This is a genomic window from Prevotella disiens, assembly GCF_900454955.1.
GTDB lineage: Bacteria > Bacteroidota > Bacteroidia > Bacteroidales > Bacteroidaceae > Prevotella > Prevotella disiens.
Map to the genome: position 1 here is coordinate 923,449 of NZ_UGTL01000001.1, position 22,005 is coordinate 945,453.

The window sequence follows — 22,005 nt, forward strand, 5'->3', positions numbered from 1 at the left end:
CGTTATCCAAAATCTGTCTGGAACACATCCGCGTAAGCATTGTTACAAGTATAGATATTCAGCACATACTGCCTTGATGTCCTGATCCACTTTGCTGGTACAGAGACAAACCTGAAGACAAGCGCTTTTATGCGGCTTGTTGTATTGAGTCCGAACCTCTTTACATCAAGTCTTTGGATAATGGCCTTGTAGAAGTTACGGATAAGTGCTGTAAGAAGAAGGAACACGGTGTTCTCTGCCATGAAGGATTTGGGCAATCGGTCCCATCCGAAACCATTGTTCATATCATCGAAGATACGTTCCTTTCCCCCTCGAAGGTTATAGAACTCGACAATCTCTCTTACGGAAGATACATAGTCGTTAGTCAGGATACAACGGTATGTGTATTCTCCTTCCCAGAGATCCAATACACCATCCAACCGTTTCTGTCTTTGAATCACAAGTCGGTATGCTTTACCCTTCCACTTTTCAATAAGGATAGAGTTCAATTCGAACTCAATGCCATTGATTTCCTCAGTTTTCCAACCTCTGAGAGCAAAGATTTCATTGTAGAGCGAACTGCAGCGGTTTGCGCGGATATAGAAGGATTTGCAGTGTTCCTCTACTTCTTCTACGATTTCCTCGGAACATGATCCACAGTCAGCTCTGAAACGATTGATAGTAAGGCCGTTCTGTTCAAATCTCTCAAAGAACCTCTTCAGCGTGTCCTTCTGATGAAAACGAACATTTGTGTTGCCATCGCTATTCTCAATGCCAACGATTAAGTCGCCAATAACCGCCACGCCAGGGCGATAACCAGGGAACTTCTTGTATGTAGGCTTTGCATCATACTTCTCTGTCTCTATGAACTGATGGTCGAAATCAACATCATACATCTCGTCCTCTTTCAGTTGGCCAGATGCAAACATACAATTGAGCAGTAAAGTATTGAGAGTGTCAGCCGTGTTGAAATCGTAGTTCTTACCCGTATCTGACGTGTATGAGATGTTTTCTTGCGTCAGCTCCTTTATCGCTCTGAGGATAGTATCAGAGCTACAAGTTCGAAGTGTCGGATGAAGCGAGAGATGGCTCATCAAATGAGTAGTGACATCCTCAACACATGAGCCACCACAGAAGTAGATACTCATGAGTGAACGGATGATTTCGCTGTACTGATAACCGAATGATCTACACCTTAGACCGAGGGTCGAGTCGATTACAGATGACAATGTGGAGTCAAATTGCTCCATGATTGAAAATATTCCTCCAAAAGGAGTGAGTTTATCGGATTTAATATGTATTTTTGCCATGCCATATCAGAGTTTTGCTTGCTTGTTTTGCAACACTAAGATAAGTGAATTCTTTGACATGGCAAAATCCTGGGCAACTTTTTGTTGCTCAGGTACTTAAAAAGTTTAAGTTATAATAGTGTTGCGGAATTAAGGGACTTTAAAGAACAATGATAGATATGTTGATAATCGAAATTATTTCATACCTTATAACCCTCCTTGCAATGCCCTTTGTTACCCGTGGCGATTCTTGGATGTTAAAAGCTCTCTACTTGGGGCTTTGCAGTTTTTTTACTCCTATAATAGGAATTCCCCTTTACAAACATCTAATGAAATAATATCTATCATTAGGAAAGACTGTCCTTTGCACTAAAACTGTCTGTTATTATATTTGCACTTAAAAAGGTAAATATGGTAACAGACAGTCTTGTTCATAAGAAATTTGTTCACGACACCCTCCATCGGGGTATCTCTAAAATATATGCTACGCAAGAAAGCGTTGTACGTAGCAATTATCAGATTCGCTCGGGGCGTCTTCTAACGTCCCTTTCCAAACATTCTTCTAATACAAGTATTTCGGGCGAATCTCTTACCATTTTCGTACGCATTCTGCCTTATCTTCGCTTCTTAGATATGGCATATCGTCTTAGAAATGACCGTATAGCCAAGCACAAACGGCGCAACCTTGCACTTTATAACCGTGTTGTTTGGGGAGTTCTTTATCACGAAACATTCCCACAACTTCGTTTTGGTTTTACCGATGAAGTGAGAAGAAATATTCACGATCAATTACAACGTTCATTTAATCTATAAATATTATGGCAAATAAACACCTTTCAGAAGATAAAATACAATACACTATTGATATCCCGAACTGGGGTTATATTTTTATAAAATCTTTCAAATAGGCAGACGGCTCACGCTATTATTATTTTACATCAGTAACCGTAAGCATTGACGGTAAAGAAGTTGTAGTATCTAATCAAGAAAAGAGCCGCAACAGAATATTACGACTCTTGATTGAGGGAAATGTCGTTTGGCGCACTCCGAAAGATGCGACTACTTCTTCGGCAGAGAAGCAAGGTTTGGACTATGTTTACTCAAATAATGCCGAGAGCGAAACAAAGGGCTCGGGAATAACTCCTCAAAGCATTTCTTCTGTTGGCAAAGATACGCAAAGTTCTAATAACGAACAAGGAAGCAGCGTTAAAAATGCAGAAAGCGATGCAATTCCTACTGATGAAGAGGTAGGATTTACTCAAAGCAATTCAGTTTTGCAAGGCGAAGAAGTTGATAACAGCCGAGGAGATAACGAAAGCCAAGAGCAAGGAACAGCAGTTCAAGCTGGCAGTAAAGGCGAAGTTGAGAATGGACTTGTACATCAGGGCGCACAAGGAGGAGTAGAAAATACAAAGCAGCCATTATTCGAATACTTCAAAGGTGGCATAAAATCTTTAATTGAAGAATCTAAAAAACAAGGCAGTGGACTTGTTAAGGCTATCGTTGCAAATATTAGCGATAAACTAAAGGCTGATTTACGCGCTCATGGAATTGATATTACAGACGACTTCAAACACATCCTTGATAACAATGCTATCAAACACGCATTAAACAGACATGGTAGCGAAAAAGAACGCTTACAAGGTCAATTGCCTATAACAGAAGAAGATATTGAGAACGTTAGCGATGTTATAAACAACTACAATGAAATTAACATCGAAGAAAATAAATGTGGGCAAAAAAATATCGTGTATAAAAAGAGCTATCCAAACGGAACAACCCTTTATATAGAAGAAGTCCGTACTGGACGTAAAGAATTAGCAATGGCGAGTATAAGAAAAAAGGCTACTCGCACCGACGCTAATAGCAAAGCTACGCCTATTTCGGATTTGAATAACCTTTCTGCCGACAAAGATAAGCAATCTTCTGCTACAAAGCAAGTAAATGAGGATAAATCTACTCCAACTGCTAAAAAAACGGAGGAAGACAGAGTCAGCAAGCAAGTGAAAAATTATAATATATTACTGAAGAAGTCTGCTTTTGGTGTTGAAAAATTTAATTTTATCAATGGGCAAATGCAAGAAAAAGGTGGATTTATGTAGATTGATGGTAAGTGGTTGAGAATATGAGAGAAACACGGATTGTTGCTGTGAACAGCTTTGGCAAGAAATGTGCAGAAACGTGGATTTGTGCAGAAGATGCGTTACCAAATCGTTATCCAAATATAAGCAGACGATGATAGGCAACAGAAAGCAATAAGCACAATGGTAAAGCTTCTGCTATTACGGTGTTTATGCACTGAATAACAATGTTTTGCATGACTAAAAACGCTTCAAAACTGGGTAACTTTGCCCACAAAATAGAAGCGTATGCAGAAAGACAAAATGCAGGTGTTGCTCCACCTCAAAAAGAGTGGTTTGGATAAGTCGGGGCAAGCTCCGATAATGGGAAGAATAACCCACAATCGCACGATGGTTCAGTTTAGCAGTAAGCAGTCTTGTAATCCCAAGTTGTGGAATACTCGAGAGAGCCGACTAAATGGCAAGAGTCGTGAAGTAGTGGCTAACAATGCAAAGTTGGAGCAGTTGCTCCTGTCCGTACAGAGAGCGTATCAAACTCTATGTGATAGGGGAGTTGAGTTCTCTGCTAAAGAAATCAAGGAGCAGTTTCAAGGCACGATGCAAAGCCGAACTACATTCTTACAACGATACGACCAAATGGTTGAGAACGAGAAGAAACTTGTTGGTGTGGAGATTACGGCTCACTCGCATTCAGCGTACTACATTGCTCGAAAGCATCTACAAGCTTTTATCCAAGAGCGGTACCACACAAGCGACCTTACCTTTGGTCAGCTAACGGAGGACTTCTTGGACTGCTTCCAGCAATACAGCGTGGGGGAGTTAGGGCATTCGCAAAGCTATTACCGTAAGATGGCTTTAATGGTCAAGAAAGCGTGTCGCTTGGCTTTTCGTGAGGGATTTATAGACCTTCCTCTTTTTGACCTTGTCAAGAAAGACCGAGGAGAGAGTAAACTGCCAAGGGCTTTGGATAGGAGAGCCTTGGAGAAAATCAAACAGCTGAGACTTGAGGATTACAAAGTTGAGTTGATACTTGTCCGAAATCTCTTCTTATTCACCTGTTATTGCACTTCGTTTTGTAACTTGCAGTGTTTTTATCTTATGCGTACACAGACTTCGCCAATGAAAGAATCATCGTTTTGTTTGCGTGAAAAACCATATACAGCAGCTTTTTTACGGGATATGAGCTTTTTATACAAGTCGTTTTGATTGTCAATATAACCGCGTAGTTGGTTGGTTTCGTCCTCAATTAAGATGCGTGCAGCGTGATTTGGGTCGGCTTTAGCAATTCCCACAAACAATCCTTCGGTCTCTTCTTTAACTGCGTTTGTCATGGTTAGTTGATAATGGAGAAAGCCTGTTTTGCATATTAATTCTGTTCCGTCGTATAAATCTTTAACCTCTTCAATATGAATTGGTTGGAATGGTAAAGGTTCAACGTATTGTTTCTCTTTTTGTTTGTTCACTCTTGTGCGCTTTATCAGCCATAATATGACCAAAATTGCCATGATAATCAGTGCGATATTGAATATTGTCAGCTTCATTTTTTCTTTATTTTTAAGTTCATTTGCCGTTGTTGCAGGGCTTTGTTAAAGGACAAAGATAATGAAAAACTATTAAAAAATATCATTTTTTATCATATATATTCAACAAAATAATAGAGTTAAAACTAAAATTACTATCTTTGCCGATAACTCTAAAACAAGAAGTAATGAAGAAACTATTAACTCTAATAACACTATTGTTTATGGTGTCATTTAAATTATTCGCACAAGGATACGGCGATTTGTGGAAACAAGTAAAAGAAGCAGAGCGAAAAGACTTGCCTCGGACACAAATTGATGTGCTAAAAAAGATTGTAAAGAAAGCAAAGGGTGAAAAATCGTATGGTAATTTGTTGGCAGCCGAATTGCTAACATCAAGCCTTTACACGCAAATATCGCCCGATTCGATAGAAACAGAGAAGGAACGCTTGCAGAAATTGTGCAATCAAGCCGAAAAGACCGATAAGGTTTTGTATGCGGTTTATAATTGTGCATTGGGCAAACTCTTTAGTGGCGACGACCAAAATGATGATGAAGTGAAAGCATATTTCGATAAAGCCATGGCAAATCCTACTTTATTGGCAAAACATCAATGCAGTGAATATGCTCCGTTAATAGAGATAGGCAGCAACGATGCTATCTTCAACAACGATTTGCTCCATGTTATAGCTTTAGAAACGGAACGATACGCTGAGGCAGAAAAGCATTATGCAGCGGTAGGAAACCGTGAAGGAACTTGTATTTTTGCTTTAAAAAGACTTGAAACAACGAATGAAATAGCGGCGTTAGATTCGCTTATTGCTCGTTTTGGCGACCTCCCTGTTTGCGGAAAAGTAGCTATACGGAAATATAGATTCCTTTCTGACGAATTTAAGAATGAGAAAGAGCGCATAGCCTATATTGACAATGCACTAAAACGTTGGGGAACGTGGAAAGAAATGAACTTTTTGCGCAATGAACGCAAACGCTTTACAGCCCCAATGTTCCAGTTCTATGCAGAAAAAGCAGTTGGACAACCTCATAAACCATGCGTTATTAAGGACGTAAAAATACGTGCTATCAAGGACTTAACCCTCAAAATTACTCGTACAACCTTAACGGGTGGCGATAATTTAAATCCAAATAACAAGCGTGATTTAGATAAAATAAAGCAAAGGTTGATACGCTCAACCACCCAAACTATTCATCGTGAATACAAAGGGCATGAGGATTATGAAATTGTAGAAGACTCTTTGCAGTTGCCAGCTTTAGAAACAGGTGTTTATCTATTGGAAATGTCGTCTTCAAACAAGGGGATAAAACCACAATTTGACTTGTATTATGTTTCCAACTTAATGCTTTTAAGTGAGGAACAACCTGCTAAAAAGCTGCGTTATGTGGTGGTTGATGCAGAAAAAGGACAACCAGTGGCAAATGCAACCATTCGTTTGAAATTTGAAATAAGATATTCTGATAAATACAAAACTGAAATTTTAAAGACAAATAAAGACGGAGAAGCCTTTTTTACTTATCAAACTGATGCTCCTAATGATGTTTTTGTTTCTACCGAAAAGGATAAGGCATGCCCAAGTTCATCAATTTGGTCAAATTATTATATAGATGATGAAACTCCTATCCGTAACGAATATGAGATTTTTACCGATAGAAAGATTTACCGACCAGGGCAAACCGTTCACGCATCGGTTATATCTTATACAAAAGACCATAAAAAGCAAACTTCAAAGGCAAAGGCTAACGAGCGCATTACGTTGAAATTGCGTGATGCAAATTATGAAGATGTAGCAACAAAGGAAGTTTTAACCGATGAATTTGGTACGGCTGCTGCCGATTTTGACTTGCCAAAAGGACGATTAACAGGGCAATATTCTATTGTTATTGGCGACAATGATGCGAGAGAATACTTTGCGGTGGAAGAATACAAGCGTCCCACCTTCACTGTGGAACTCGATGAATACAAAGACAAGTATGCTATTGGCGACACCATTAAGATAAAAGGACACGCAAAGACCTATTCAGGTATGCCAGTGCAAGGGGCTAAGGTCGCATACAATGTAAATCGCCGTTATGTATGGTGGTGGAGAAGTTACAATGATGATGAAATTGTACATGAAGACAACGTTGTAACCGATGAAAAAGGCGACTTTGAGGTGGTTGTTCCTTTCATTTTTCCTGACAATGAAAAGGGTACAAAAGATGAAACTCTGTTCTTTAACTTTGAAATAGAAGCCGATGTTACCGATGTGGCAGGCGAAAGTCGTTCGGCAAATCGTTCACTTCCTTTGGGAACAAAGGCAACTTTGCTGACAAGCAATATGCCTGAAAAGGTTTTGAAAGACAGTTTGCGACAAGTGAAATTCAATTATTTGAATGCAGCTGGACAACCTATTGAGGGCAAAGTCTGCTATGCTATTGCTCCATTCAAGAACGGAAAGGTAACATTTGGCAAATATCTTACCGTTGAAACCAATAAGGATATTGACTTAAAACCATTGTCTTCAGGTCATTATAAGTTGCAAGCCATTTGTGGTACAGACACCTTAGAACATGAATTTGTGGTATTCTCAATGGACGATAAACGCCCTGTTATAGAAACACACGATTGGTTCTACATTAGTGACCATAAGTTCTCACGCAACGGAAAGCCCGTTTACGTTCAGTTTGGCTCTACCGATGAGGCGCAACACATTGTCTATTCTATTTATTCGGGCAACAAAGTATTGGAGAGCGGGGCTATCGACCAAAGCAATAGCAACACAACATGGAAGCTAACTTATAAAGGAGAATACGGCGACGGCATTGTTTTAAACCTCGCATGGGTTAAAAATGGAGAAATTTATAGCCACAATGAAACCATAGTACGCCCACAACCTGACAAGCATTTGAATGTAAAATGGACAACTTTCCGCAACCTTTTATTACCAGGACAGCAGGAAGAATGGACACTAAATATAACCAATGCGGACGGAAAGCCAGCCAAAGCACAACTCATGGCAACCCTTTACGACAAGAGTTTAGACCAAATTGAGGAACATTTATGGAATTTCTCAGACAATTATGATAACATTTTGCCAAATGGAATAGAATGGCATACCCTTAGAAATGGATTATTGCAGCTACGTCATACAATGCCTTTCCAATATTTAACCCAATATAGGGTAAGTTTTGCAAGGTTTAATCCAGATTATACAAATTGTTTTGGTGCAGAAGATATTATTGTTCATGGATTTGCAGGTCGTTCTGATAGAAATTATGCCAAAATGGAGGTGGCAGAAGCCTCTGTAATGCTTACAAGTGCTGCCCCTGATGCTAATATGAAACGTGCTGCGGTAAAATTTGCTGCTCCTGTTGTGAAAGAAGATGCCGATATAGCATATCAAAGTTCAGAAGATTATGCCGTTGCTGATAGCGTTTCGGTTGTTGAAAAACATGGCAATAACGTGCAAATGCGTGAGAATTTGAAAGAAACCGCATTCTTCTATCCTCGTTTAAACACCGATAATAATGGTAATGTGAGCCTAAAATTCACTTTACCAGAGAGCCTTACAACATGGCGTTTCATGGGTTTTGCACACGATGCGGATATAAATTACGGCATGATAACAGACGAAGTAGTGGCTAAAAAGGTAGTTATGGTGCAACCCAATATGCCTCGTTTTGTTCGTATGGGCGATGAAGCAACCCTTTCAACACGCATTTTTAATTCGTCAGACAAGCTAGTTGAAGGTACGACAACACTCGAAATACTTGATGCAGCTACAGAAAAAGTGCTTTATACCGAAAGCAAAGATTATGCCTTGGAAGCAAATGGAACGACATCGGCTACCTTCTCATTGGCAAATTTATTGTCAGAAAATAGCGAAAACAAACTTTCTATTGCCGACCAAACTATGCTTATTGTGCGCATTATAGCAGCTGGCGATGATTATTCGGACGGCGAACAACAATATTTGGCAGTACTTCCAAATCGTGAATATGTGATAAATACCTATCCTTTCACGCAAAACGAAGCAGGAACGAAGCAAATTGACCTTACCAAATTGTTCCCAACCAATACTACTGAGCAGCGTTTGACCGTAGAATACACCAATAATCCAAATTGGTTGATGATACAAGCACTGCCATACGTTGCTGATTCAAACGAGCGCAACGCCATTAGTTTGGCAGCAGCCTATTATGCCAATAGTTTAGCCAATAAGATTTTGAAAACATCGCCTAAGATTCGCCAGACCATAGAGGAATGGCGCAAGGAAGAAGGCAGCGAAACTTCAATGATGTCAGCGTTGGAAAAGAATCAAGACTTAAAGGAATTTGCACTCAAGGAAACCCCTTGGGTAATGGAAGCAAAGAACGAAAGCGAGCAGAAACAAATGCTTGTGCGTTTCTTTGACGACAATCAAATAGCCTATAACCTGTCGTCTACATTAGAAGGATTAGAGCGTTTGCAAAATCCTGACGGCTCTTTCTCATGGTGGGACGGTATGCGTGGCAGTTTCTACATGACGGTTGATGTGGTTAAAACCCTCGCACGCTTGAATGTTTTAATGGGCGAAAACAATGAAAAGACAGAAGATTTGCTCAGCTTTGCTTTTAAATATTTGGATAGAGAGGTAGCAAAACGTGTTAAAGAAATGAAAGAATGGGAACGCAAGGGATATAAAAATATCTATCCTTCTGATGCCCTTTGCGACTATCTGTACAGCAATGCTTTGGCAAAACGCAAGACAACCGCTGATATTACATATCTGATTAATCTTTTAATGAAGAAGCCTGTCGATTTAACCATCTACGGAAAGGCAAACACAGCCGTAATTCTTCAGCAATATAATCAAACACAAAAGGCAAAAGAATATCTGCAAAGTATCAAGGAATACACCGTTTATAAAGAAGAAATGGGTCGATATTTCGACACGAAAAAGGCTTATTACAGTTGGTTTGACTACAAGATTCCAACGCAAGTGGCAGCTATCGAATCGTTTAAGACCATTGCTCCAACCGATAAACAGACGATACAAGACCTTCAACGTTGGCTCTTGCAATCGAAACGCACACAGGCTTGGGACACACCAGTGAACTCTGTCAATGCTATTTGGGCATTTATGAACAATGGACAGTGGGCAATGGATAATGGCGAAGCAAGTGTTTTGAAACTTGACGGCGAGGTTATGGAAATGTCAAAGGCTACGGCTGGGATAGGCTATGTGAAGAGTTCGCAAGCGGTTGCAGTCAATTCGCCAAAGGACGGTAACGGAAAGAAAGTTGTAAACACACTATCGGTTGAAAAAACAAGTAAAGGAACAAGTTGGGGAGCAGTCTATGCACAATTCTTCCAGCCTATCACAGAAATAAAATCGAGCAACTCAGGACTGACCATTAAGCGCGAATTGTTTGTAAAAACCAACGAAGGCAAAGCGCAAAACATGGTACAAGGAAAGGTAGGCGATAAGGTTGTGGTGCGCATTACCATAGTTGCCGACCGTGATTACGACTTTGTTCAAGTTTCCGATAAGCGTCCTGCGTGCCTTGAACCTGTATCGCAAACAAGCGGATATGAAGGCGGTTATTACATTTCGCCTAAGGATTACTGCACAAATTATTATTTCGACATGATGCAAAAGGGTACTCACGTTGTGGAAACAGAGTATTTCATCGACCGAGAAGGCACTTATCAGTCGGGAACATGTACTGCTCAATGCGCCTACGCGCCTGAATATTCAGGTCGTCAAGGGGCTGTTAAAGTTAAGGTGGGTTCTATGAATTACCAGAATAATGACAAATAACTTATTTATATGTTATGGTTTCTCAGCTTTTGCTTTCTTTTCGAATCAAAATGTAAGTTCGTTCGGTCGTGTAGCCCGCTACACTTCCTTGCTCTCTTATATTTTGCTCACGAAAAGAAAAATAAAATCTGGCAAAGCTAATTCATAGAATCTACCTAAAAGTAAATAACAACAATGCTTCAAATTGAGATAGATGAAGGCAGTGGCTTTTGCTTTGGCGTTACGACAGCCATAAAAAAAGCCGAAGAAGAATTAGCAAAAGGAACAAAACTGTATTGCCTTGGCGATATTGTTCACAATAGTATGGAGGTGGAAAGGCTCACCCAACAGGGATTAATTACCATAAATCACGACCAGTTGCGTGAACTTCACGATGTAACGGTATTACTCCGAGCGCATGGTGAGCCGCCAGAAACCTACGAATTGGCACGAAAGAATAACATAGAGATAATTGATGCTACCTGCCCCGTGGTGTTAGCCTTGCAAAGGCGCATTAAAAACCAATATGAAAAGAATGGTAATAACATCACAGAGAGCGTGGAAAAAGTGGATTTAGAAGCCGAATTGAAAAATAAGCAAAGAGCTTCTACGGCGCAAATTGTTATCTTTGGTAAGAATGGACATGCCGAAGTATTAGGATTGGTGGGACAAACACATAGCCAAGCCATTGTAATTGAGAATTTTGAAGACGTAGAAAAATTGGATTTCAATCGTGATATTTACCTTTATTCTCAAACTACAAAGAGTTTGAACGAGTTTCATCGCATCATAGAATACATACAAGCCCACATTTCGGAGGCGGCTCAATTCCGCAGTTTCGATACCATTTGCCGCCAAGTGGCTAATCGTATGCCCAACATTTCGTCGTTTGCTGCCAAGCACGACCTAATACTTTTCGTTGCGGGGCGCAAGAGTAGCAACGGAAAAGTGTTATTCCACGAATGTTTAAGCATCAATCCTAACTCTCACCAAGTGGAGAGTGCCGACGAAATCAATATGGAATGGTTTGATAATGTGCAGACAGTTGGCATTTGTGGGGCTACCAGTACGCCAAAATGGTTAATGGAAGAATGCCGAGATGCTATCTTGCGCCAAGCCGAAACCCACACAAACGAAAAAGAATAAGTGCCTTTTCGCTCACAAAAAGGAGGCACTTTGCTTCCTTTTTTTTACTATATTAAGAATGAAAACAGAAGTCTTTGCCGTCAATGGCATGCAGTCAGAACTTTGTAAAGCCCAAGTAGAAAGTGCTATCAAACAGCTCGTTGGTGTCGAAAGGGTAGCAGTAGACCTTCCAAATAAGTTGGTTCGCATTACTTATAACGAGGATTTAATTTCACCTATCCAATTTAAAAATGCCATAGAGGGATTGGGCATGTTTGAAATGATATTATAGAAGATTGCACAAGGCGTTATAGTTGTGTAAACTCTTCTATTGGGCAAGAAAAAGCTGATACTTTGTGTGCAATGTATCAGCCTTTTGGGTTATTTTAGTATCCTACTGGATAGCTATATCGATTGAAATCGTAGAAGTTTCCTTGTTGATTTGGTAGGTGGTCGTACTCAAAGCTAACAGAAACAGCATTCTGTTTCCGCTCTCCCCATTGGTAAGTTACGCCTGCACCAATGCGATCCATGTAGCGTGAGGCTGCCATTCCCATGCCCCAACCTGCATACATCGGGGCAAAGCCCATGCCCCAACCACCAAAACGATTGTTGAATGTGCCGTAACCCATAGACCATGGTGTGCAATTGTTTGATGTAAATGCTTTTTGTACAAAGGCATATGCACTCCAATGTTCGTCAAATTGATAGCCAAATAAGGCGTTTACACCTGCTACGGTGTAATTACTGCCACCATAAATGGTATTGGTTAAGTAGCCACCCACGGCTAATGTAGCCTTTTTAGAAAGGTTAGTAACATACATTAAGGACACATCTTGCGTGAAACCAGCCCCATGGTGGGCGCCTCTGCCAAAGTTTGAGAACACAGACGCACCGAGATTAACATTCAATCCCTTGTGCAATCGCCATGGTCCTGCCGTCCAACCATAATTCCAATAGGGATAATCAAAGTTGTTGGGCGTAATGGTTTGACCATATTCGTCTACCATTGGCAAATTATTATCGATTTGTTTTTGCTCTTCACGAGCCTCCGACAAGCGGCGTGCGTATTCTTTTTCAGCTTCAGTAGCCTCTCTTGTTCCTTGCAAACGTGAAGATTCTATGGGGGCAACAATGGTTGTGTCGGTCTTTTGACTAACATTTTGAACATCTTGAGCATATAGTGGCATGCTCAAAAGTGTGGTTGCTGCAATGATAAATATCTTCTTCATACGTTGCAAATTTAGCAGATTGGATATGAACTACCAAAGAAATTAAAGGAAATTAATCTTTTCTATGATTATAGAGTGGAAGTTTAAGTTTTGGTAAGTTAAAGTGATAAGTCTAAAACCAAAGGCAAATGGTCGCTAAATCCTCCGTTATAGCTCATACCATTGTAGAAACGACGAGGTTTAACACCGCCATATTTATTATCTTCTTCTATTAAAAAGGGCGCATCGTTAATACTACATTGCTTTACTTTGGGCAATAAATGCTGACTAATGAGCATTTGGTCTAAGCTATTCCATTCGCCTTTGTATCTATAAGTGGCCTTTGCACCATGCTTTCCTATTGCATTTTTGGATATGTTCACCATTCCATGTTCGTATATTTTACGCAAAGAAGCATTGTCATAGTAGTCGTTAAAGTCGCCCATTATCAAGATATTTGCCTGCTTTTCTTGGGCTTTTATGGAGTCAATAAGGTTGCAAATGTTTTCTGCTACATGCAATCTAAAAGGTTCGGAAACCTTTTCACCACCCGAACGGCTCGGTGCATGGACAAGAACAAGGTGGAGTGTATCACCAGAAGCCACTTCACCTACCACATGGAGTATATCTCTTGTGGGTTTCATGCCTTTGATTGGCTTGATAGCGAGGGTATCTGCATGAATAAAACGGAAAGAAAAAGGTGAATAAAGCAAGGCTACATCGATACCACGCTCATCATTTGATGCCGTCATAACGTATTCATAACGAGCCTTTCTGAGGTTTGAACGTTGTGTAAGATATATCATGGTGCTGTCATTCTCCACCTCGCAAAGTCCAATCAAGTCAGGTAAAGTCCACGAAGCAGAATCTTCGCCACACGAAAGAATGCCTTGCCCTATTTTATTGAGTTTCTCCCAATACTTGGTACGAGTCCAATGGCGAGGCGAATAGGGTAGAAACTCGCTATCATTCTTTAAAGAATCGTGTACCGTATCGAATAAGTTTTCTACATTCCATTCCACAATTCTTAGTCGTTCTTGTGCAAAAATAAGGGTAGGAAGCAAGCAAACGAGCAATAATAACCAACGTTTCATCGCTTGGTTTACTTTTGATTGATGATGTTAAGTTGCTGGCGTACACTTTCTTCGTGTATGATTTCGAGAATATGAGCGGCAAATTCTGCATCAATACCGTAGGCACAGGCTTGCTTGGCATACTTTTCCAAAATTTCGTTGTAGCGGTCTGATTGCAGCACAGTCATGTTATGTTCTTTTTTAAACAGACCTATTTCACGACAAAGCTTAAAGCGTTCGGAAAGCAAATCTATCAACGAATTGTCCATTTCGTCTATCTGCGAACGCAATTGACACAGTTCTTCACTTGTAGTGTGCTTATCACGGACAATAAGACGAGGAATAATTTGCGCTAATCTTTCGGGTGTTACTTGCTGTTCAGCATCGCTCCATGCTTCTGTAGGATTGCAATGGCTTTCAATAATAAGACCATCGGCACCCAAATCGAGCCCTTGTTGGCAAAGTGGCTCAATGAGTTCACGGCGTCCACCGATATGACTTGGGTCGCAAACAATCGGAAGATTGGGTATGCGGCGGTGCAATTCTATTGGAATTTGCCACATGGGAAGGTTGCGATACACCTTTTTTTCGTAAGAAGAAAACCCACGATGAATGGCTCCAAGACGTTTCATTCCTACTTGATTTAGCCTTTGTAAAGCTCCAATCCATAGTTCAAGGTCAGGATTGACTGGGTTTTTCACTAACACAGGCATGTCTTTCACTGTTGAAAGTGCATCGGCTAAGGCTTGCATTGCGAACGGATTGGCAGTAGTACGAGCCCCTATCCAAAACAAATCTATGCCATATTGTAAAGCAAGTTCTACATGCTCTGGAGTTGCAACCTCTGTGGAAATGAGCATACCCGTTTCTTCTTTCACTCGTTTGAGCCACGGCAAAGCCTTTTCGCCCTGCCCTTCAAAGCCTCCAGGTTTGGTGCGTGGTTTCCAAACACCTGCACGAAAAATTTTACAACCTTTCTTTGCCAATGCTATAGCCGTAGTCATTACTTGTTCTTCGCTCTCTGCCGAGCAAGGACCCGCAATGATTACAGGGTAATTGTCATGATGAGGTAATCCTAAAGGTTGCAATTCTAATTCCATTCTATCTCTTCTTGTTTTTTGTAAGTCTTGATTTTTTGTAAGCATATCATCTTTTTTCATTTCCTTTTTTATGATGATATTTTACTTTGTAGGGGCGTGATTTATCACGTTCCTAACATTTATATTTGTTTTTGCTTATTCAAATATTTTGAGGAACGTGATAAATCACGCCCCTACAAGTTAGCGCTTAAAGTAATCTATAGGGTCGTAAGTTGAGTCTAATTGAATTTTCTTCAATGTCCCCATTATGTTATAAAATAATACCAGCTGTATCATAATTATATCCATGCACCTTATGTATTTTCTGTGGAAAAATTCCATCGTTTTTACTTTGTAGGGGCGTGATTTATCACGTTCCTAACATTTATATTTGTTTTTTCTTATTCAACCTTAATTCCGCAACACTATTATAACTTAAACTATTTAAGTACCTGAGCAACAAAAAGTTGCCCAGGATTTTGCCATGTCAAAGAATTCACTTATCTTAGTGTTGCAAAACAAGCAAGCAAAACTCTGATATGGCATGGCAAAAATACATATTAAATCTGAGAAACTCACTCCTTTTGGGGGATTATTTTCAATCATGGAGCAATTCGACTCCACATTATCATCTGTAATCGACTCAACCCTCGGTCTAAGGTGTGGATCGTTCGGTTATCAGTACAGCGAAATCATCCGTTCTCTCATGAGTATCTACTTCTGTGGCGGTTCATGTGTTGAGGATGTCACTACTCATTTGATGAACACCTCTCGCTTCATCCGACACTTCGCACTTGTAGCTCTGATACTATCCTCAGAGCGATAAAGGAGTTGACGCAAGAAAATATTTCATACACATCAGATATGGGCAAGACCTACGATTTCAATACGGCTGACACTCTCAATACTTTATTGCTCAAGGCTGGTTCTATAAATTAGCTTTGTTAGATTTTGAGCTTATTTTTGAGGTCAAAATGCAAGAGAGTAAAGGAGTGTAGCGAGCTACACGACTGAACGAACTTACATTTTGAACCAAAAACGGAGCAAGCCGAATGCAATCAAACTTGTTTGAATTGTTGAGGCGCAGCCTGTTTTATATAAAAAGAAGCCAAAAGATAACAAAACGTATTTCATAAACATTTAATGACTATGTGCGGTGGTAATTTATAGAACCAGCCTCAATTGTATATTTGCATCTGGCCAACTGAAAGAGGGTGAGATGTATGATGTTGATTTCGACCATCAGTTCATAGAGACAGAGAAGTATGATGCAAAGCCTACATACAAGAAGCTCCTTGGTTATCGCCCTGGCGTGGCGGTTATTGGCGATTTGATAGTCGGTATAATCCGTAACTTTTACAAGGCCATTATTCAAAGACTTGACGTAAAGAAGTTCGGACTCAATGCAACAAGTCGCATAAAAGCGTTTGTTTTCAGGTTTATCCCTGTACCAGCCAAGTGGATCAGGACATCAAGGCAGTATGTGCTGAATATCTATACCTTTAATGATGCTTACGCAGATGTTTTCCAGACTGATTTTGGATAATGCCTACAACTTATGGGAATGATGTTGTGTATTGCCTCAAGTCACATTGTGGGGTAAGGGGATATTGTAGGCAGAAGTGGGTGCTTCAAGTTCAAATTATCTGCAAATTCGGTAATGAGAGGACGTGTAAACGCAATAAGGACGTTCAAGGGCTTAGTTGCGGATTTGAGGTTATTTTGTTTTGTTATGGGTATTTTACTCTTTTGTTTTAGTTTTTTTTGCTTTTTTTTTGTTTTCAGGGATAAGGGCGTAACTATTCAGCAATAGCCATACGCCACCTCCCATCCTACAATGATAGGATGGTGCTGATGGCATTGAGTTGTGACTATTGCTGAATAGTTACATGAAGTATAGTATCCTACAAACATTTTTTCTGTTTACTTCAACATCAGTAATTATTTTATTTATTCTGTCAAGGCTTACTTCATTATCCACTAACATTGCATGCAGAGCCCATACAATATTTGAACAATCAATCACCTCGGCATTACTATCATAATGCTTTACTACTATAATATTTATCAGATTTCCGTCAAAAACAGAATTTTTGACAATATTATATTCTTTTGAACACCTCGTGTAGTTCAATGATTTGATTATTTCATCTTCTCTTTTCATTGGATAATTATTTGAGTTGTGTATATATTCGCATTTTTTACTTTTATGGGTTCTATAATTGCCTCTGAGAAACCTCCTAAAGTCATGCCTCCAGGAATCCATAGCAATTCATCAGCCCCATAACTTTCGTTTTTCAATTGGATAGTTACAGGTGAGGTCTTATCTTCTGATGCCTCAATGGTGAATGCCGATTCGATAGGAACTGCAGTTTCTTTGAGGCAGGAAGAGACCAAACTCAAGCAATATCAGTTGTTCATCTATCGGAGATGCGAAGTTATAACCCTTTCGATAAGGATTAAATTCCATATAGGTTTTACCTATATATTGAGTTTGCTCATTTAGCAAAATAACATTACTTTCTATACTGTTCAAAAGTGTATGCCCCTCGTATAGTTCAAACATGCCTGAACCATACCATGCATACATATACTTACCTCTAAGAGAAAGCTCTAAAGGTGCATCATCTTTTTCTAAAAGTACCCCATCGATATACAAATAACCTTTCTGCCCTTTGGTATAGGCGTAGTCCCCGTTGTCGGGACAGAAGCTTTCGACATTTTCTATTTGTTTTGACTCAATATATCTCATATTTGAAACTATTTTGTTGTTAATATGATGTTTCTGAATAATCGGTATTCAGGGTTTTGGGATAATTCGTGATAGACTCAGCGAGTCTTCTGCCAGATTCTGTATCTGAATACCATATGAAATATGATGAGTTACTTTCTATATACTTCACCCATTTATTGTAGTCTAATGCATGTAATCTTGAACGATTAAGAGTACTAAACTTATTTATTGTAATATACAAATTTCTCATTGCTGTCATTTTTTGCTGTTGTATTCCAACTCCTCGATAATCTTTTCATCTATCTTTTTCCCCCCTCTGTATAGGAGCATAGCATCTAAATATTTTGCCATGTTAAAAAATAGTCTAATCTCCTCTATTTGAGGTCTTCGCTCAAAGGTGATAGTTACTCTTTGGCTTTCTTCGGAACATCCTACACTTATATCATAATAATTCTTTTTGCTATTAAATTTAGCAAAACACCGTACCTTATTCAACAAAGCAAGAGCATGCTTTTGAAATTCCTCTGGAATATCTTTAATGTTTTTTAAGATATTTTTTCCATCTTCTGTATCTTCATACCATACAAATAGTCCCTGATTTTTATCAATGTATTTTACCCATTTTTGATAATCTATAGAGCCTTTAGTATCTGTCACAAAACTAAAACTCTTTTTATCTATATTCAAATATGTCAATTTCCCTATAGTAAACATACTACCATTATTTTATATAATCCTCCAATATGTGAATTTTAAACTTTATTTTGGGATGAATGGCATCAAGTTTGTTATGCCATTCCTTTTGCAAATCAGCAGTTGCATTCTCTTTAGGCATATAGATGTGTACTTCTGCCTTTTCTGTAATTTTCATTACATGCCCATTACTTGTCATACCTTCAACATTTTCTAATCCATCTTTTAAAAATCTGATATTATCTTGTATTGGTTTAGAGTTTAGCCAAGCATTCACATCTGTTAAGATCGTTGTTTTCATAGACACTGCTTTTTTTGCAAATATCTGGTTGCCTATTTCTGTCCCTTTGTAGAAATCCACTCCTTTAAAGTTATTAGCAATATCTGCAGTATGCGTCCATTCGTCGGCCTTGTGGTTGCGATATTCGCCCATGATATCCTCGAAGATATGCCGCCCCTCTAACATATTGGGCAGGGATGTAGTAATGCTGCTGGCGAACAGCGATAAACACAACAATATGGATGTAAGCAATGTTCTTTTACTCATGGTTCTTCTTATTTATTCCACCTGCTCAATGCTTTCTATTTCTTTGTTTCCATTGCGAAATAGTTTTCCATTTAAAAACTTTGCCATTTCCAGCAAAATTTGTACAGCAGTTTTACTTGGTTTTCTTTCTAAATCTATTGATATAGTGCCATTTTTTTTACTAAAGACAACACGTATATCTTTTGGATTTTTAGTCATTTTATTGGTACTATAGGCATGCGCTTTATTTAACTGGTAGCTTATCCCCTCTCTTGCCCAATCTGGAACGTTATCCATATTGTTTTTTCTATAGGTTCCATCTTCAGTATCTTCATACCAAATAAAATAGTCTTTATGACTCTCAATAAAATCCACCCACTTGTTATAATCAAAATTTCCTGTTGGTTCTTCTAATGTACTTTTGAATTTTGATTGGGCGATATAAAGAATGTCCGATCTGCCTATTTTTATCTTTTTCATATCCAAACCTATTTTACCTTAATTCCGCAACACTATTATAAATTAAACTTTTTAAGTACCTGGGCAACAAAAAGTTGCTCAGGATTTTGCCACGTCAGAATTTTCACTTATCTTAGTGTTGTAAAAAAACAAGAAAATCCGACGATAGACATGGCGAAGATACAAATTAAATCGGAGAAACTCACTCCTTTTGGGGGATTATTTTCAATCATGGAGCAATTTGACTCCACATTATCATCTGTAATCGACTCAACCCTCGGTCTAAGGTGTGGATCGTTTGGTTATCAGTACAGCGAAATCATCCGTTCTCTCATGAGTATCTACTTCTGTGGCGGTTCATGTACCCCAGGATGTCACTACTCATTTGATGAACCACCTCTCGTTTCATCCGACACTTCGCACTTGTAGCTCTGATACTATCCTCAGAGCGATAAAGAAGTTGACACAAGAAAATATTTCATACACATCAGATATGGGCAAGACCTACGATTTCAATACGGCTGACACTCTCAATACTTTATTGCTCAAGGCTGGTTCTATAAATTAGCTTTGTTAGATTTTGAGCTTATTTTTGAGGTCAAAATGCAAGAGAATAAAGGAGTGTAGCGAGCTACACGACTGAACGAACTTGCATTTTGAACCAAAAAGAAGCCAAAAGATAACAAAACGTATTTCATAAACATTTAATGACTATGTGCGGTGGTAATTTATAGAACCAGCCTCAATTGTATATTTGCATCTGGCCAACTGAAAGAGGGTGAGATGTATGATGTTGATTTCGACCATCAGTTCATAGAGACAGAGAAGTATGATGCAAAGCCTACATACAAGAAGTTCCTTGGTTATCGCCCTGGCATGGCGGTTATTGGCGATTTGATAGTCGGTATAATCCGTAACTTTTACAAGGCCATTATTCAAAGACTTGACGTAAAGAAGTTCGGACTCAATGCAACAAGTCGCATAAAAGCGTTTGTCTTCAGGTTTATCTCTGTACCAGCCAAGTGGATCAGGACATCAAGGCGGTATGTGCTGAATATCTATACCTGTAATAATGCTTACGCAGATGTTTCCCATACTGATTTTGGATAATGCCTACAACTTATGGGACTGATATTGTGTATTGCCTCAAGTCACATTGTGGGGTAAGGGGATATTGTAGGCAGAAGTGGGTGCTTCAAGTTCAAATTATCTGCAAATTCAGTAATGAGAGGACGTGTAAACGCAATAAGGACGTTCAAGGGCTTAGTTGCGGATTTGAGGATAAATACTTTTTCTGCATGAGTTTATTCCTCTTTCAATTCGAATACATGAATGTCGCTATGATTCACTTCTGTTTCCACTTCCACGTAAAGGTCGCCTTTGTAAACGCCCATGCTTTTTATATAGTTGCAATCTCCACGAGTGAAGTCGATGTCGTATTCTTGGATCATTTCATGTGTCCGTAAATCAATAATGCCGACTCCCATTCTGTCTGAATATTCTGAGTTGTCGGAATGATAAGCATAAAAGAGATAGTCTTTATAAACCATAGTTGTGAAGACTTCTTTATTATAGTTTTCAAATTTATGAATATATACCTCACCCGTCTCAGTATCAATCTCTGCGTATTGATTATTGTTTTTGGATGGTCCAACCGTTGAATAATGTGACCAAAAACTCACAAGTCTATTTTTTCCATATTTTTTATAATTTCCACTTGTAGAATTTTCCCATAAGACTTTACCTGACGGAATCTCTACACAAATAATCTTATCTTTTTTGTCAGATGATAATTCTGTGCACCATTCTATGACTATCTTATCTTCAAAAGGAATAACTAAGTCTATATGAGCTTCTGTATATTCTTTCTCCCACATTACTTTTCCTGTCTCCAAGTCGATTAGCTGGCATGTATTTGCATATTCTCTTTTCCCTTTCCATGCAAGTGCATATTGCTTGAATAAGGAAAAAGATTCAAAAGGAGATTCCAATTCCCATATATTATTATCATTACGAATACATGTATACTCTCTCAATTTCTTTTCCTTGTTGTAATTAGCTAATATATATCCATTAGGTGTAACACCTTCCACCCATCCTTTTCCATGAGTGATATAGGGAAGTAATTCCTTTGTTTGAGAGTCAAATTTATATACGGTATGTTTTAAATTATTCACATACAAAGTATCGTTCAAAGTATGTTGCTCGAAACGAGCTACATAATTATAGCTTTTATTATTTATAAAAGTATTATTACTGATTTGATACATCAAACTGTTATCTTTGGACGTTTGTATTAAAAAGCCCCCTTTTATTATATTCTTGACTTCTTTTATCTTCATCATCTTTTTATTTTACAATAAATATTTTATTAACCCTAATTCCGCAACACTATTATAAATTAAACTTTTTAAGTACCTGAGCAACAAAAAGTTGCTCAGGATTTTGCCACGTCAGAA

17 protein-coding genes and 5 pseudogenes are annotated in these 22,005 nt (G+C 38.9%); 11 read left to right on the top strand and 11 right to left on the bottom strand.

All coding sequences use genetic code 11. The annotated features are described in order from the left end of the window. Positions 1 to 2: 2 nt before the first annotated feature. Positions 3 to 1,289 carry an IS1380 family transposase gene (locus DYI03_RS04085; RefSeq protein WP_115367856.1) on the bottom strand — a complete coding sequence of 429 codons (1,287 nt, stop codon included), beginning with the start codon at positions 1,287 to 1,289 and terminating at the stop codon, positions 3 to 5. Between the two features lie 390 nt (positions 1,290 to 1,679). On the opposite strand from DYI03_RS04085, the gene DYI03_RS04090 reads away from it, so the two are divergent. From DYI03_RS04090 to DYI03_RS04100, 3 genes are all read left to right on the top strand, one after another. Then, positions 1,680 to 2,081 carry a hypothetical protein gene (locus DYI03_RS04090; protein ID WP_021669332.1) on the top strand — a complete coding sequence of 134 codons (402 nt, stop codon included), beginning with the start codon at positions 1,680 to 1,682 and terminating at the stop codon, positions 2,079 to 2,081. Between the two features lie 203 nt (positions 2,082 to 2,284). Beyond that, positions 2,285 to 3,370, top strand: a complete 1,086-nt coding sequence (locus DYI03_RS04095; protein ID WP_115367899.1) for a PBECR3 domain-containing polyvalent protein — start codon at positions 2,285 to 2,287, stop codon at positions 3,368 to 3,370. 267 nt (positions 3,371 to 3,637) lie between these two features. Next, the gene (locus DYI03_RS04100; protein WP_021669009.1) at positions 3,638 to 4,555 is read left to right on the top strand and encodes a phage integrase SAM-like domain-containing protein; all 918 of its coding nucleotides are present in this window, start codon (positions 3,638 to 3,640) and stop codon (positions 4,553 to 4,555) included. On the opposite strand, the gene DYI03_RS13290 is transcribed toward DYI03_RS04100, so the two are convergent. After that, on the bottom strand, positions 4,441 to 4,890 hold the full coding sequence (locus DYI03_RS13290; RefSeq protein WP_021669010.1) for a hypothetical protein: 450 nt from the start codon (positions 4,888 to 4,890) through the stop codon (positions 4,441 to 4,443). The two genes, DYI03_RS04100 and DYI03_RS13290, sit on opposite strands and share 115 nt — an antisense overlap. 167 nt (positions 4,891 to 5,057) lie before the next feature. Between DYI03_RS13290 and DYI03_RS04105 the strand changes: the two genes are divergently transcribed. From DYI03_RS04105 to DYI03_RS04115, 3 genes are all read left to right on the top strand, one after another. Continuing rightward, a complete protein-coding gene (locus DYI03_RS04105) occupies positions 5,058 to 10,667 on the top strand; it encodes an alpha-2-macroglobulin family protein (protein ID WP_021669011.1) in 5,610 nt (1,869 codons plus the stop codon). 174 nt (positions 10,668 to 10,841) lie between these two features. Continuing rightward, positions 10,842 to 11,792, top strand: coding sequence for a 4-hydroxy-3-methylbut-2-enyl diphosphate reductase (locus DYI03_RS04110; RefSeq protein ID WP_021669013.1), 951 nt, complete (start codon positions 10,842 to 10,844; stop codon positions 11,790 to 11,792). A gap of 58 nt (positions 11,793 to 11,850) precedes the next feature. Further along, a complete protein-coding gene (locus tag DYI03_RS04115) occupies positions 11,851 to 12,063 on the top strand; it encodes a heavy-metal-associated domain-containing protein (protein WP_021669014.1) in 213 nt (70 codons plus the stop codon). Positions 12,064 to 12,157: 94 nt separating this feature from the next. Here the strand turns inward: DYI03_RS04115 and DYI03_RS04120 are convergent, their stop codons facing one another. The 3 genes from DYI03_RS04120 to DYI03_RS04130 all read right to left on the bottom strand — a co-directional run bounded on the left by DYI03_RS04120 (position 12,158) and on the right by DYI03_RS04130 (position 15,155). After that, positions 12,158 to 13,003, bottom strand: coding sequence for a DUF5320 domain-containing protein (locus DYI03_RS04120; RefSeq protein WP_021669015.1), 846 nt, complete (start codon positions 13,001 to 13,003; stop codon positions 12,158 to 12,160). 98 nt (positions 13,004 to 13,101) lie between these two features. Then, entirely contained in the window at positions 13,102 to 14,076 is a 975-nt protein-coding gene (locus DYI03_RS04125; protein WP_021669016.1) for an endonuclease/exonuclease/phosphatase family protein, read from the bottom strand. A gap of 8 nt (positions 14,077 to 14,084) precedes the next feature. Then, positions 14,085 to 15,155 carry a bifunctional 3-deoxy-7-phosphoheptulonate synthase/chorismate mutase type II gene (locus DYI03_RS04130; RefSeq protein WP_025064741.1) on the bottom strand — a complete coding sequence of 357 codons (1,071 nt, stop codon included), beginning with the start codon at positions 15,153 to 15,155 and terminating at the stop codon, positions 14,085 to 14,087. A 523-nt stretch (positions 15,156 to 15,678) separates the two neighbouring features. On the opposite strand from DYI03_RS04130, the pseudogene DYI03_RS04135 reads away from it, so the two are divergent. Beyond that, positions 15,679 to 16,058: pseudogene (locus DYI03_RS04135) on the top strand (IS1380 family transposase); the annotation flags it as partial. Between the two features lie 253 nt (positions 16,059 to 16,311). Continuing rightward, positions 16,312 to 16,680: pseudogene (locus tag DYI03_RS04140) on the top strand (hypothetical protein); the annotation flags it as partial. 339 nt (positions 16,681 to 17,019) lie between these two features. On the opposite strand, the gene DYI03_RS04145 reads toward DYI03_RS04140, so the two are convergent. The 5 genes from DYI03_RS04145 to DYI03_RS04170 form a co-directional block, all read right to left on the bottom strand. Then, on the bottom strand, positions 17,020 to 17,298 hold the full coding sequence (locus DYI03_RS04145; RefSeq protein ID WP_021669076.1) for a hypothetical protein: 279 nt from the start codon (positions 17,296 to 17,298) through the stop codon (positions 17,020 to 17,022). Between the two features lie 174 nt (positions 17,299 to 17,472). Beyond that, complete coding sequence (locus DYI03_RS04155; protein ID WP_021669078.1) at positions 17,473 to 17,886, bottom strand: hypothetical protein; 414 nt, start codon at positions 17,884 to 17,886, stop codon at positions 17,473 to 17,475. A 237-nt stretch (positions 17,887 to 18,123) separates the two neighbouring features. Next, positions 18,124 to 18,555 (bottom strand): hypothetical protein, encoded by a 432-nt coding sequence (locus tag DYI03_RS04160; protein WP_231556702.1) that lies wholly within the window; start codon positions 18,553 to 18,555, stop codon positions 18,124 to 18,126. A 34-nt stretch (positions 18,556 to 18,589) separates the two neighbouring features. Continuing rightward, positions 18,590 to 19,108 carry a hypothetical protein gene (locus DYI03_RS04165; RefSeq protein ID WP_147287663.1) on the bottom strand — a complete coding sequence of 173 codons (519 nt, stop codon included), beginning with the start codon at positions 19,106 to 19,108 and terminating at the stop codon, positions 18,590 to 18,592. A gap of 12 nt (positions 19,109 to 19,120) precedes the next feature. After that, positions 19,121 to 19,567 (bottom strand): hypothetical protein, encoded by a 447-nt coding sequence (locus DYI03_RS04170; protein WP_021669080.1) that lies wholly within the window; start codon positions 19,565 to 19,567, stop codon positions 19,121 to 19,123. Between the two features lie 150 nt (positions 19,568 to 19,717). Between DYI03_RS04170 and DYI03_RS04175 the strand changes: the two are divergent. From DYI03_RS04175 to DYI03_RS13660, 3 pseudogenes are all read left to right on the top strand, one after another. Beyond that, positions 19,718 to 20,093: pseudogene (locus tag DYI03_RS04175) on the top strand (IS1380 family transposase); the annotation flags it as partial. Between the two features lie 194 nt (positions 20,094 to 20,287). Further along, a pseudogene (locus tag DYI03_RS04180) lies at positions 20,288 to 20,656 on the top strand (hypothetical protein); the annotation flags it as partial. A 12-nt stretch (positions 20,657 to 20,668) separates the two neighbouring features. Further along, positions 20,669 to 20,848 (top strand): annotated as a pseudogene (locus DYI03_RS13660) (hypothetical protein). A gap of 2 nt (positions 20,849 to 20,850) precedes the next feature. Here DYI03_RS13660 and DYI03_RS04190 read toward each other — a convergent pair. Next, positions 20,851 to 21,891 carry a PQQ-binding-like beta-propeller repeat protein gene (locus DYI03_RS04190; RefSeq protein ID WP_021669464.1) on the bottom strand — a complete coding sequence of 347 codons (1,041 nt, stop codon included), beginning with the start codon at positions 21,889 to 21,891 and terminating at the stop codon, positions 20,851 to 20,853. Between the last annotated feature and the right edge of the window lie 114 nt (positions 21,892 to 22,005).